Annotated in this window: 12 protein-coding genes; 3 read left to right on the plus strand and 9 right to left on the minus strand. The window is 66.7% G+C overall.

Annotated features, from left to right (window positions below; translation table 11 throughout):
• Window positions 1-560 precede the first annotated feature (560 nt).
• The 6 genes from ABB28_RS15060 to hrcA form a co-directional block, all read right to left on the minus strand.
• Window positions 561-1,676 (minus strand): prephenate dehydrogenase, encoded by a 1,116-nt coding sequence (locus ABB28_RS15060; protein WP_057687196.1) that lies wholly within the window; start codon window positions 1,674-1,676, stop codon window positions 561-563.
• Window positions 1,673-2,581, minus strand: coding sequence for a pyridoxal kinase (gene pdxY, locus ABB28_RS15065; RefSeq protein ID WP_057687197.1), 909 nt, complete (start codon window positions 2,579-2,581; stop codon window positions 1,673-1,675). Before pdxY ends, ABB28_RS15060 begins: the two co-directional genes overlap by 4 nt.
• A gap of 131 nt (window positions 2,582-2,712) precedes the next feature.
• Window positions 2,713-3,840 (minus strand): molecular chaperone DnaJ, encoded by a 1,128-nt coding sequence (dnaJ, locus tag ABB28_RS15070; RefSeq protein WP_057687198.1) that lies wholly within the window; start codon window positions 3,838-3,840, stop codon window positions 2,713-2,715.
• A gap of 155 nt (window positions 3,841-3,995) precedes the next feature.
• The gene (gene dnaK, locus ABB28_RS15075) at window positions 3,996-5,918 is read right to left on the minus strand and encodes a molecular chaperone DnaK (RefSeq protein WP_057687199.1); all 1,923 of its coding nucleotides are present in this window, start codon (window positions 5,916-5,918) and stop codon (window positions 3,996-3,998) included.
• 210 nt (window positions 5,919-6,128) lie between these two features.
• Window positions 6,129-6,638 (minus strand): nucleotide exchange factor GrpE, encoded by a 510-nt coding sequence (grpE, locus tag ABB28_RS15080; RefSeq protein ID WP_057687200.1) that lies wholly within the window; start codon window positions 6,636-6,638, stop codon window positions 6,129-6,131.
• Window positions 6,639-6,701: 63 nt separating this feature from the next.
• Window positions 6,702-7,766: a heat-inducible transcriptional repressor HrcA gene (gene hrcA / locus ABB28_RS15085; RefSeq protein ID WP_057687201.1), complete on the minus strand. Its 1,065-nt coding sequence runs from the start codon at window positions 7,764-7,766 to the stop codon at window positions 6,702-6,704.
• Window positions 7,767-7,881: 115 nt separating this feature from the next.
• Here hrcA and recN point away from each other — a divergent pair, with 115 nt between their 5' ends.
• Window positions 7,882-9,543 carry a DNA repair protein RecN gene (recN, locus tag ABB28_RS15090; RefSeq protein ID WP_057687202.1) on the plus strand — a complete coding sequence of 554 codons (1,662 nt, stop codon included), beginning with the start codon at window positions 7,882-7,884 and terminating at the stop codon, window positions 9,541-9,543.
• 293 nt (window positions 9,544-9,836) lie between these two features.
• On the opposite strand, the gene fur is transcribed toward recN, so the two are convergent.
• Window positions 9,837-10,253, minus strand: a complete 417-nt coding sequence (gene fur, locus ABB28_RS15095; RefSeq protein ID WP_042612306.1) for a ferric iron uptake transcriptional regulator — start codon at window positions 10,251-10,253, stop codon at window positions 9,837-9,839.
• A gap of 103 nt (window positions 10,254-10,356) precedes the next feature.
• Between fur and ABB28_RS15100 the strand changes: the two genes are divergently transcribed.
• Window positions 10,357-10,749, plus strand: coding sequence for an outer membrane protein assembly factor BamE (locus ABB28_RS15100; protein ID WP_057687203.1), 393 nt, complete (start codon window positions 10,357-10,359; stop codon window positions 10,747-10,749).
• A gap of 72 nt (window positions 10,750-10,821) precedes the next feature.
• On the opposite strand, the gene ABB28_RS15105 is transcribed toward ABB28_RS15100, so the two are convergent.
• Both ABB28_RS15105 and ABB28_RS15110 read right to left on the minus strand, forming a co-directional pair.
• Entirely contained in the window at window positions 10,822-11,085 is a 264-nt protein-coding gene (locus ABB28_RS15105; protein WP_057687204.1) for an RnfH family protein, read from the minus strand.
• 4 nt (window positions 11,086-11,089) lie between these two features.
• Entirely contained in the window at window positions 11,090-11,518 is a 429-nt protein-coding gene (locus ABB28_RS15110) for a type II toxin-antitoxin system RatA family toxin (protein ID WP_057687205.1), read from the minus strand.
• A gap of 57 nt (window positions 11,519-11,575) precedes the next feature.
• Here ABB28_RS15110 and smpB point away from each other — a divergent pair, with 57 nt between their 5' ends.
• Window positions 11,576-12,079 carry an SsrA-binding protein SmpB gene (gene smpB / locus ABB28_RS15115; RefSeq protein WP_042612310.1) on the plus strand — a complete coding sequence of 168 codons (504 nt, stop codon included), beginning with the start codon at window positions 11,576-11,578 and terminating at the stop codon, window positions 12,077-12,079.
• Window positions 12,080-12,194: the final 115 nt, after the last annotated feature.

Consider the following 12,194-nt stretch of genomic DNA (forward strand, 5'->3'; position numbering starts at 1 on the left):
GGGTGGGCCGGGCGGAGAGGCTGTGCGGGGCACGCGCAAGTACGTCCATGTAGCTCTTCGCGGCTCCTGCCGCTCAAGGCCCCGCACAGCCTCCCCGCCCGGCCCCTGAAAGGTTCCGGTGGCCGCCACCCGCGTAAAAAAAAATGGACAAGCGGTAGCGCCGACCCATGGTCGGCGAGCGCAGCGGGCCGTTGGCGGGAACATTCCGCCGACCATGGGTCGGCGCTACCAAAAGTCCGCCGTGGACCTGTCGAAGGAGGGGCGGGGTGGCTGTGCAGGATCGTCTTTTCGCATGAATGCGAAAGGCGAGCTTACATGGACGTACGTGCGGCGTGTCCTGCACAGCCGCCCCGCCCCGCCAACCCACATCCCTGCAGCTTTTGACGTTGACGTTGACGTTGCCTGAAAAAAGCGGGCTGCCGGGCCGCAGGCCCGGCACCCCTCGACACGCCATGGCGTAATTTTCGCCACCCATCTTGACAGCGTTTGCTGCCAAGGGCTGAGACCGGTTATCCACATGTTTGTGCGACAACCATCCACACCGCCTGTGGATGAAACCGTCAGCGTTCCAGCACCCGGCCGATTCCGCTGTCATCCACTTCGGCCGCCGCCGCGGCGATCGCCATGTCGCTGCTGCCGGGCACGAAACCGATCCGGAAATGCACTTCGCCCCCCGGCGTGCGCGAGGAATGGATCGAGGCCAGGCTGATCTGGTGTTGCTCGAACACGTGCAGCAACGCACGCAGCGATCCGGCACGATCTTCGGGCAGGTGCACCGACAACGACTGGCGTTCAGTCAGGTCGGCCAGCAGGTAACCCACACGCTCGAAGGTGTAGTTGCCATCGCCAAGCACCTGCTCGCCGAATGCATCACGGTTGGCCTGCAGCATCTGCTGGCGGAACCCCGCACGCGCCGCATCGTCGCCCTGCAGCACCTGCGCCTGCAGCTGCTGCAGCTGGCCGATCAGGCGCTCCAGCATCGGCGCCACGTGCGGGTTGCCGAACTGGATGTCCTCGTAGATCGCCGGGTTCAGTGACAGGATGCGCGAGATGATCGCCGTATCCAGTTCGAAGGCCGCCGAGCGATACGGCAACAGCGCGGAAAGATCACCGAGTTCGGCGGCATAGCCACGCAACACGCCGGCCTGCGCCAGGTGACCGGCATGCACCATCGCCTGCACCAGCGTCATCACCTTGTCGTGGTGGGCCGGCGTGGCACGCACGCACTCGGCCTGCAGCGCGGCGCACAATTCGTGGAGCCACGGCTGCCAGCGCTGCACGCGGGCTTCGCAGACCACCATCACCCTGCCCTTCAACGTCGGCGACTTGGGCGGGGCGGTCATCGGATGCAGGCCGGCGACGTCGGCCTGCGAGGCCAGCATCGCCTGCACCGGGGCCTCTTTCACCGAGGTGACGTCCAGCCACAATCGACCCGCCTCGCGACCCGCCGACGCCTGCACGTACTCGGCAATCAGCGCGGGGGTATGCCGGATCGGTGCCGAAAACAGCAGCACGTCGGCCTGTTCCAGCAGCTGCTCGGGGCTATGCGAGGTGGCGTCGGCAGGATCATGACCGATCACCTGCAGCTGCATGCGTTGTTCGAAGAAGCGGGTCAGCCAGCGCCCGAACGCACCGGCGCTGCCAACGATACCGATCACCCGCGGCGAAACGCTCATTCCAGCCGCTCCACGGCAAACCGGTGCGGCTGCGCCAGCGCAGCGGGTGCGGCGGCATGCACGTCGAACTCTTCATGGCCATTGGCCAGCGTCGCTTCCAGGGCCGCGTGGGTACCCGACACCGCGCGGCTGATCGCCTGCTGCATGTCTTCCCCGCGCAGCAGGAACGCCACGATCAGGGCCATCAGCACATCGCCGGTACCGGCCACGTCCACCGGCAACAGCGGCGAGGTCCAGCGCCAGATGCCCGACGCGCTCACCGCCAGCGTCACCAGATCGCCGCCGTCCCCGGAAACGCTGTGCGCCAGCACCCAGGTCGGCCCGCGCGCCAGCAGCACGCGGGCGGCAGCAATCGCATCGTCCTGCGCCAGCGCGGGCATCCCGGTCAGGCGACCCAGTTCGAATGCATTGGGCGTGACCAGCCAGGCGTGCGGAAGCAGGCGCTCGGCGAACACTTTTTCCAGGCCGGGTTCAACGTAAGGACCGGTGTGCGTATCGCCGATCACCGGATCCAGGCAGTACCGCAGTTGCGGACACGCCGGCAGCGTTTGATCCAGCCAGTCCGCGAACGCGGCGCCGTTGTCGACGCTGCCGAAGTAGCCCGAAACCAGCATCCGCGCACGTTGCGGCAGTCCGCGCTCGCTGGCGCCGCGCAGCAGATCGGCAAACCAGTCCGCCGGCAGCACGCGCCCGCGGGTGGTTTCGTAAAAAGGCGCGTTGCTCAGCAGCGTGGTCGGCACTTCGGCCACGCGCAGGCCCAGTGCCCGCAGCGGGGGCGCGGCGGCGCTGTTGCCGGCATGCCCGTAGACGAGCTGGGACTGGACCGAAATGACATCGACCGGCGATGGGCCGTCCGGGCGTTGGCGACGGCCGTGGACCAGGTGGTTTTCGAGAGATTCGCTCATCCGCCCATTTTACGCCTGTGACCACCAGCGGTCGTCACCCAGCAGACGATCAAGGGCATGACGGCCAGCGGCCGTCGCTACCAGAACCGCCGCGCAGGAGCGCGACGGCCAGCGGCCGTCACTACCCGGCGTCAGGACGTCATCCGGTCCCAGAAACCCTTGACGCCATCGATGAACGTCGCCGACTTCGGCGAGTGCTTGCGGGCGTCTTCGCCGACGAAGGTGGCTTCGAACTGTTCCATCAGCTTGCGCTGGTCCGGCGTCAGGTTGACCGGGGTTTCCACCACCACGCGGCAGTACAGGTCGCCTTCGCTGCGGCTGCGTACCGAACGCACGCCCTTTCCACGCAGGCGGAACAGCTTGCCGGTCTGGGTTTCGGCCGGAATGCGGATTTCCGCCTCGCCACCGAGCGTGGCCACGCGGATGCTGTCGCCCAGCGAGGCCTGCGAAATGCGGATCGGCACTTCGCAGTGCAGGTCATCGCCATCGCGCTGGAAGATGGCGTGCTCGCGCACCCGCACTTCCACGTACAGATCGCCCGGCTGGGTGCCTGCGGGACCGGCTTCGCCTTCGCCCGCCAGACGGATGCGGTCGCCGGTATCCACGCCCGCCGGCACCTTCACCGACAGCACCTTGTCTTCTTCCACGCGGCCATTGCCGTGGCAGGTCTTGCACGGCTGGGCGATGGTCTGCCCGCGCCCGTTGCAGTGGTGACACGCCTGCTGCATGGCGAAGATGCCGCGCTGGATGCGTACCTGGCCGCGGCCATGGCAGACCGTGCAGGTTTCCACCTTGCCGTCTTCCGACCCGCTGCCATCGCAGTCGCCGCACTCGGCCAGGGTCGGGATTTCGATGCGGCGCTCGATGCCCCGCACTGCTTCTTCCAGGTCCAGCTCCATCACGTAACCGATGTCGGCACCGCGACGGGCCTGGCGCTGGCCACCGGCGCCACCTCCGAAGATATTGCCGAAGATGTCGCCGAAAATATCATTCATGTCCGGACCACCCGGACCGCCGCCACCGCCCATGCCGTGTTCGAACGCAGCATGCCCGTGGGCGTCGTACATCCGGCGCTTGTTGCCGTCGGACAGGGTTTCGTAGGCTTCCTTGCACTCCTTGAAGGCCGCTTCGGCGGCCGCATCCCCCGGGTTGCGGTCGGGATGGTGCTTCATCGCACAGCGACGGTAAGCCTTCTTCAGCTCCTCGTCGGTGGCGGTGCGGGCTACGCCCAGGACTTCGTAAAAATCGCGCTTGCTCATGGAGTGGATCGCTTTCCGGTACGTCGGGATTCGTCAAAGCAGAAAAGCGGACAAGGTCCGCTCCTGCGTCGGGCGCCCCGACTCGCCTCGCGGCGGCCAGGACCCTGATGCGACGACGGGACGCTGCGCCAGGGAGCGTCCCGCGTCGGTCTGGATCAGGACTTCTTGTCGTCCTTTACTTCGGTGAACTCGGCATCGACGACGTCGTCGTGCTTCGCACCGGCGCCGGCATCGGCACCCGGGGCACCGCTCTGGTCACCGGCAGAAGCGGCGGCGAACAGCGCCTGGCCGGCTTCTTCCAGGGCCTTCGAGCGCGATTCGATCTGCGCCTTGTCCTCACCCTTCATCGCCGTTTCCAGGTCGGCCAGTGCCGCTTCGACCTTGCCGATCACATCGCCGCCGACCTTGCTGCCGTGCTCGGTGATCGCCGAACGGGTGCCGTGGATCAGCGCATCGGCCTGGTTGCGGGCCTGCACCAGTTCCTGGAACTTCTTGTCTTCTTCGCGGTTGGCTTCGGCGTCAGCCACCATCCGCGCGATCTCGTCCTCGGACAGGCCCGAACCGGCCTTGATCTCGACCTTCTGTTCCTTGTTGGTCTTCTTGTCCTTGGCCGACACGTGCAGGATGCCGTTGGCGTCGATGTCGAAGGACACTTCCACCTGCGGCAGGCCACGCGGCGCCGGCTCGATGCCGGACAGGTCGAACTTGGCCAGCGACTTGTTGAAGCGGGCCTGTTCGCGCTCACCCTGCAGCACGTGCACGGTCACCGCCGACTGGTTGTCCTCGGCGGTGGAGAACACCTGCGAGGCCTTGGTCGGGATGGTGGTGTTCTTTTCGATGATCTTGGTGAACACACCGCCCATGGTTTCGATACCCAGCGACAGCGGGGTCACGTCCAGCAGCAGCACGTCCTTGACGTCGCCGCCGAGCACGCCGCCCTGGATCGCCGCACCCAGTGCCACGGCTTCGTCCGGGTTGACGTCCTTGCGCGGTTCCTTGCCGAAGAACTCGGTCACCGCCTGCTGCACCTTCGGCATGCGGGTCTGGCCACCGACCAGGATGACTTCGCTGATGTCGCTCGAACGCAGGCCGGCGTCATTCAACGCAACGCGGCACGGCTCGATCGACTTCTTGATCAGCTCGTCCACCAGCGACTCCAGCTTGGCGCGGGTCAGCTTGATGTTCAGGTGCTTCGGACCCGACGCGTCAGCGGTGACGTACGGCAGGTTCACTTCGGTCTGCTGCGCGCTGGACAGCTCGATCTTGGCACGCTCGGCGGCGTCCTTCAGGCGCTGCAGGGCCAGCGGATCCTTGCGCAGGTCGATGCCCTGGTCCTTGTTGAACTCTTCGACCAGGTACTCGATGACGCGGTTGTCGAAATCTTCGCCGCCCAGGAAGGTGTCACCGTTGGTGGCCAGCACTTCGAACTGCTTCTCACCGTCGACGTTGGCGATCTCGATCACCGACACGTCGAAGGTGCCGCCGCCCAGATCGTAGACCACGATCTTGCGGTCCTTGTTGTCACCCTTGTCCAGGCCATAGGCCAGCGCGGCCGCGGTCGGCTCGTTGATGATGCGCTTGACGTCCAGGCCGGCGATGCGACCTGCGTCCTTAGTGGCCTGGCGCTGGCTGTCGTTGAAGTAGGCCGGCACGGTGATGACCGCTTCGGTGACCTTCTCACCGAGATAATCCTCGGCGGTCTTCTTCATCTTCTCCAGCACCTTGGCGGAGATTTCCTGCGGCGCCATCTTGCGCGCATCGCTGGTGGACACCCAGGCATCGCCATTGTCATGGGCCAGGATGCCGTACGGCACGTGGGCGATGTCCTTCTGCACTTCGGCGTCGGTGAACTTGCGGCCGATCAGGCGCTTCACCGCGTAGAAGGTGTTCTTCGGATTGGTGACCGCCTGGCGCTTGGCCGAGGCACCCACCAGGACTTCGCCGTCCTTGGTGTAGGCCACGATGGACGGGGTGGTGCGATCGCCTTCCGAGTTTTCGATGACGCGGGCCTTGCCGCCGTCCATGATCGCCACGCACGAGTTGGTGGTGCCGAGGTCGATACCAATGATCTTGCCCATGGGGAACTCCTGAAGAATATTCGGTGAATCCGGCCGTAGCCGGTGTATGAATGGGATGTGGGGGAGGCTCGTGGAACATTCAAGCCATCCCGGGACGCTGTATTCCACGATTCAGGGTCCAGCCAGCGCCGAGCCATGCCCGGCGGGCCCTGTCCCTGCCGGCGCGCTCGCCGAACAAGGCGCGGCGCGACCGGAATTACCGCGCCGCGGTCAGTCGCGGGCGACCACCACCAACGCTGGACGCAGCAGGCGGTCGTTGAGCAGGTAGCCCTTCTGGAACACCTGCACCACGCTGCCCGGGGCGGCGCCGTTGGCGTCGACCTGGCTGATCGCCTGGTGGTGTTCCGGGTTGAAGGGCTGGCCGGTCGGGTCCAGCAGGACCAGTCCGTTGTCCGCGGCGACCTTCAGCAGCTGCTTGTAGGTCATTTCCAGGCCGTCGCGCAGCGGGCTGGCGTCCTCGCCTGCGGCCTTCAGGCCAGCGTCCAGGCTGTCGAACACCGGCAGCAGCTCGCCGAGCAGCTTTTCGTTGGCGAAACGGCGGGCCTGTTCCACGTCCCGGGCCACGCGCTTGCGCTGGTTGTCCAGGTCGGCGCGCTCACGCAGCGCATCGGCCTTGACCTGCTCCAGCTCACCGCGCAGCTGCTCCAGCTGGTCGTGGTGGGCCATGGCGGCCTCGTCGGCGGCCGGGTTGGATTCGATATCGTGATGATCTTGGTTCATGTGCGTTTCCCTGGCGGTGACTCCCCGCCTCCATCCCACCTAGTGTGGGCGGGAAACTGCGTTTCAAGCGCCGCGGGGCATCGAGTTGCCCGATCCCGGCGAAAAGGCCGCCCCGAGCACCTCGGCGGTGGCCTGCACCAGCGGGATCATCCGGTCATAGGCCATCCGCTTGGGCCCGATCACCCCCAGCACGCCCAGCACCTGGCCATCGGCGGTATACGGCGCGGTGACCAGCGAGACGCCTTCCAGCGGCACCACCCCGGTCTCTTCGCCGATGAAGATGCGCACGCCGGGCGCCTGGATGGTGCGCTCGAGCAGCTGCAGGATCTCGCGTTTGCTGGAAAACAGCTCGAACAGCTCGCGCAGGCGTTCCAGGTCGGACAGGTCCTGCACGCCCATCAGGCGGGTCTGGCCAGCCACCAGCATGTCGTTGGCCGGCGGCTGCAGGGCCTGCTCGGCCAACTCGATGCTATGGGCCAGCAGCTGTTCCATCTCGCTGCGGGTATCGCGCAGTTCGTGCAGCAGGCGGCGCCGGATCTGCGCCACCGGCAGACCGGCGAAGTGGGTATTCAGGTAGTTGGCCACCTGCTCCAGCTCACCCGGCTCCCAGGGCCGGCGCGCCTCGATCACCCGGTTCTGCACCTCGCTGTCGGCGAACACCACGATGGCCAGCACCCGATGCGCGTCCAGCGCCACGAAATCGATCTGGCGGAAGGCGAACTGCTCCCGCGTGGGCGCACTGACCACGCCGACGAAATGGCTCATCGCCGACAGCAGTTCGGAGGCACTGCCCAGCAGCGCCTGGGTGCCGGTCCCACTGGCCAGCTCGCTGCGCAGGCGGCTCAGGTCCTGCTCGCCCGGCGGATGCATCTGCACCAGGCTGTCCACGAACACCCGATAGCCGTGCGCGGTCGGGATGCGCCCGGCCGAGGTATGCGGTGAACTCAGCAGCCCCAGGTCTTCCAGGTCGCCGAGGATGTTGCGGATGGTGGCCGCGCTGACATCCAGGCCGGCCGTGCGCGCAAGCGTTGCCGACCCGACCGGCTCGCCATCCTGGATATGGCGGGCAATCAGGGTGCGCAGCAGATGGCGCGAACGTGGGGCCAACTGGTCAAAGGACGGCGGCATCGGATCAGCCTGTGAGACTCCCCTCCTAGATAATGCCGACAAGGACGCTTGGCAAGTCATTGGTACATGCCAACGTGCGTGCTAGCGTTGCGCGGCTCGAGAGACCTACTGGACCATGCTCAGACACTTATCAATCAAGGATTTCGCCGTTGTCCGCGCCACCGAACTGGAGTTCGGCCCCGGCATGACCGTGGTATCGGGCGAAACCGGCGCGGGCAAATCGCTGATGGTGGACGCCCTGGGCTTCCTGTCCGGCCTGCGCGCCGACAGCGGCGTGGTGCGCCATGGCGCGCCGCGCGCCGAACTGTCGGCCGAATTCGCGCTGGACCAGCTGGCCGGCGCCCGCCGCTGGCTGGCCGACAACGAACTGGACGACGACGAGCAGTGCCAGCTGCGCCGGGTGATCCGCGCCGATGGCGGCTCGCGGGCCTGGATCAACGGCCGCCCGGTGACCATCTCCCAGCTCACCGAGCTGGCCGGCCTGCTGGTCGAAATCCACGGCCAGCACGAACAGCAGGCGCTGCTGACCCGGCCTTCGCAGCTGGCGCTGCTGGACGCCTACGCCGGCAACGCCGAACAACGCCGCGCCGTGCGCGTGGCCGCTGCCGGCTGGCAGGCGCTGGTCGACGAAGCCGCCGCGCTGTCCCAGCAGGGCGATGTCAGCGACCGCATCGGTTTCCTGGAACACCAGCTGCGCGAGCTGGAACGCGAAGACCTGGAACCTGAATCGATCATCGCGCTGGGTGCCAGCCACCGCCGCCAGGCCCACGCCAGCGCGCTGCTGACCACCTGCGACACCGCCACCACCCGCATCAACGGCGACGACGACGCCTCCGCCTTGGGCCTGCTGGCGCAGGTGCGGGGCGACCTGTCGCGGATGGTCGAACACGATGCCCGGCTGGGCGAGGTGGATGCGCTGATCGACAGCGCCAGCATCCAGTTGCAGGAGGCGCTGAGCCTGCTGGACCGCGTGCACGATGACCTGGATGCGGACCCGGAACAGTTCGAAGACAACGAGCGCCGGCTGGGCCGGCTGCATGACCTGGCGCGCAAACACCGCGTGCCGATGGAAGACCTGGCCGCCCAGCGCGACCGCATGCAGGCCGAAGTCGAGCAGCTGCGCGGGGCCGACGTGCGCCTGCAGAAGCTGGCCGGGGAGATCGAAAAAGCCGCCGCCGCCTGGCGCGAACACGCCGCGGTGCTCAGTGCCGGGCGCCAGCGCGCGGCCACCGAGCTGTCCACCACCACCACCGGGCTGATCGCCGAACTGGGCATGGGCGGTGGCCAGTTCCTGATCCAGCTGGAACCGCAGGACCTGGCCAAGCCGGACCCGCAGGGTGCCGAGCGGGTGGAGTTCCTGGTGGCGGCCAATGCCGGCCAGCCACCGCGCCCGCTGCGCAAGGTCGCCTCCGGAGGCGAGCTGTCACGCATCTCGCTGGCCATCGAAGTGGCGGCGTTGGACCTGGATGCGGTGCCGACCATGGTGTTCGACGAAGTCGATTCGGGCATCGGTGGCGCGGTGGCCGACATCGTCGGGCAGAAGCTGCGCGCACTCGGCGAAAAGCGCCAGGTGCTGTGCGTGACCCATCTGCCGCAGGTCGCGTCCAAGGGCCATGCGCACTACCGGGTCAGCAAGGCGCCGGTGGATGGCATGACCCAGAGCGCGGTGGAAAAGCTGGACACAAAGGCCCGCGAAGAAGAACTGGCACGCATGCTGGGCGGCGTGGAAGTCAGCAAGGAAGCGCGCGCGGCGGCCAGGAAGCTGCTGGCGGGCTGAGCCGAGGCCGGGCCGCCCGACGGCCCGCTTCGGCGGAATGCCTGACGCAACGGCCCGCTGCGCTCGCCGACCATGGGTCGGCGCTACCCCGCGCCCGCCCTGGTAGCGCCGAGCCGTGCTCGGCGGATTGCCTGACGCAACGGCCCGCTGCGCTCGCCGACCATGGGTCGGCGCTACCCCGCGCCCGCCTTGGTAGCGCCGAGCCGTGCTCGGCGGAATCGTTCAGGCTGCGCGCCTGAACGAAAAACCCCGGGCAAGCCCGGGGTTTTCAGCAACCACCTACCCCGCAGGGCTCAGCGGCGCTTCTTGCGCACGTAGAGGACCAGCGAATGCTCTTCCAGCTCGTACCCGTGATCGGCTGCGATCTTGCGCTGCAGCTCCTCGATTTCAGCACTTTCGAACTCGATCACGTTGCCCGAATCCACGTCAACCATGTGGTCGTGGTGGCCACCACGGTCCAGCTCGTAGACGGCCTGGCCGCCCTCGAAATTATGCTTCAGCACCAGGCCGGCCGCCTCGAACTGGGTCAGCACACGGTAAACCGTGGCCAGGCCGATCTCATCACCGTGCTCCAGCAACTGGCGGTAGATGTCTTCGGCGGTCATGTGGTGCTGGTGGTTCTGGGCGTTGCGCTGTTCGAGCAACGCCAGGATCCGCATCCGCGGATGGGTCACCTTCAGGCCGACTTTGCGCAGGTCGTGGGTTTCCATATGTCTCCGTTCATTGGCGATTTAGCGCCAGCTGCCTCGGATTGGGTCGCGGTGGCACGCCGGGAGTGTATCATCGGATCGATTTCCCCAAACGCGATTCCCGATGCGCAATCTCCTGCTGGTCGCCGCCGTTGCCCTGTCCACCACGGGCTGCGGCATCATCTATAAGCAACCCATCTATCAGGGCAACCTGATCCGGGAAGATGCCGTGTCCAAGCTGCAGGTCGGGCAGAGCAAGCAGCAGGTCAACGCCCTGCTGGGCACCCCGTCGGTGGCCGACCCGTTCCACGCCCAGCGCTGGGACTACATGGCCAGCCAGCGCATCGACCGCGTCGGCCGCACCGAAACCAAGAATTTCACCGTGTACTTCGAAAACGATGCGGTCACCCGCTGGGAAGGTGACTACTTCCCCGCCCAGGACGGCAAGCTGGCCACCCAGACCGTGCGTCAGTTCGGCCGCAACCTGCCGAAAGAAAAGAAGAAAGGCGGCGGCTGATCCAGTAGTGATGGCCGCTGGCCGTCAGTCGGCAGCGACGGCCGCTGGCCGTCACCCTGCCCCCCGGACAAACTACTTCGGCTGCGCCTTCGCGCGGCGCCGTCGGTTGTCCTTCGGGTCTGCCAGCAGGGGGCGCAGCAGCTCCACCCGGTCGCCGTCCTGCAGCAGCTGGTCAGCGCGCGCCACCACCCCATGCACGGCCACCGCCGGACAGGCATCGCTGCCTTCCAGCGCCGCAGCGGTGACGGCCTCGGCAACGGTGGCGCCTTCTGGCAGTTCCAACGTGCGCTGCCCTACCCGCTGCGGCCAGGCCAGCACCACCTGCACCCGGATCACCGGCTCATTCCTGCTCGTCAGCCACGCGCACGAAGTCGTTGACCATGCGGTCGGCCAGCCCCTGGAAACCCAGCGCCAGTGCCGGCGCCAGCAAGCGTGACTTCGGCTCGAACTCCAGCTCCAGGCTGACCTTGCAAGCATCTTCAGCCAGCGAATGGAACTCCCAGCGGCCATGCAGGCGCTTGAACGGACCATCGCGCAGCTGCATGTCGATGGAATGGGGGCGGACCAGGGTGTTCTCGGTCATGAACCAGGTCGAGAACGAGCCCAGCCCAAGGTCCAGCCGGGCCACCAGGCGCTGGTCGCCCTGCTCCAGGATCTGCGCGGCCGAACACCAACGGAAGCGCTGCGGGTAGGCGGCGATATCGTTGACCAGATCAAACATGCGCGCCGCGGAGTGTTCAACCAGGGCGCTTCGACGGATGGTAGGCATTTCAGGTTCGGCTGCAGGTGATCGACCGGGCGGGCCCGAATCGGAGACAATACGGGAATGAGCAAGAACAGCAGCAAGGATAAAGCAAAGAACGCGACGGCCAACAAAACCATCGCGTTGAACAAGCGTGCCCGGCACGAATACCACATCGAGGAGCGCTTCGAGGCGGGCCTCGCGCTGCAGGGCTGGGAAGTCAAGTCGATCCGCGCGGGGCGCGGCAACATCGTCGACGCCTATGCCTATGTAAAGCAGGGCGAAATCTTCCTGATCGGGGCGCAGATCACTCCATTGATCCAGGCCTCCACCCACGTGGTGGCCGAAGACCGCCGCGAGCGCAAGCTGCTGCTGCACCGGAGCGAGATCGACAAGCTGGTGGGCAAGGTGGAGCGCGATGGCTACACCATCGTGCCCACTGCGATGTACTGGAGCAAGAACAAGATCAAGCTGGAAGTGGCGCTGGCCAAGGGCAAGCAGGACCACGACAAGCGCGATGCCGCCAAGGACCGCGAATGGGCGATCGAAAAGTCGCGCGTCATGCGCCGCGGCAACCGCGACGCCTGACCCAACCCGGCAGTGACGGGCCGCTGGCCGTCAATGCGTCGCTCCGGTGGGTGACGACCGTTGGTCGTCACGCCGTTCCCGCCCCACCCCTCAGACTGGCTCTTATACAACATCT

The organism is Stenotrophomonas chelatiphaga (genome assembly GCF_001431535.1).
GTDB classification, from domain to species: Bacteria; Pseudomonadota; Gammaproteobacteria; order Xanthomonadales; family Xanthomonadaceae; genus Stenotrophomonas; species Stenotrophomonas chelatiphaga.

Coding starts and splice junctions, on each gene's coding strand:
- pdxY (WP_057687197.1), bottom strand. CDS start 2,581: ATGAGCGAATCTCTCGAAAACCACCTGGTCCACGGCCGTCGCCAACGC.
- ABB28_RS15110 (WP_057687205.1), bottom strand. CDS start 11,518: ATGCCTACCATCCGTCGAAGCGCCCTGGTTGAACACTCCGCGGCGCGC.
- dnaK (WP_057687199.1), bottom strand. CDS start 5,918: ATGGGCAAGATCATTGGTATCGACCTCGGCACCACCAACTCGTGCGTG.
- hrcA (WP_057687201.1), bottom strand. CDS start 7,766: ATGCCGCCGTCCTTTGACCAGTTGGCCCCACGTTCGCGCCATCTGCTG.
- recN (WP_057687202.1), top strand. CDS start 7,882: ATGCTCAGACACTTATCAATCAAGGATTTCGCCGTTGTCCGCGCCACC.
- grpE (WP_057687200.1), bottom strand. CDS start 6,638: ATGAACCAAGATCATCACGATATCGAATCCAACCCGGCCGCCGACGAG.
- fur (WP_042612306.1), bottom strand. CDS start 10,253: ATGGAAACCCACGACCTGCGCAAAGTCGGCCTGAAGGTGACCCATCCG.
- smpB (WP_042612310.1), top strand. CDS start 11,576: ATGAGCAAGAACAGCAGCAAGGATAAAGCAAAGAACGCGACGGCCAAC.
- ABB28_RS15100 (WP_057687203.1), top strand. CDS start 10,357: ATGCGCAATCTCCTGCTGGTCGCCGCCGTTGCCCTGTCCACCACGGGC.
- ABB28_RS15060 (WP_057687196.1), bottom strand. CDS start 1,676: ATGAGCGTTTCGCCGCGGGTGATCGGTATCGTTGGCAGCGCCGGTGCG.
- dnaJ (WP_057687198.1), bottom strand. CDS start 3,840: ATGAGCAAGCGCGATTTTTACGAAGTCCTGGGCGTAGCCCGCACCGCC.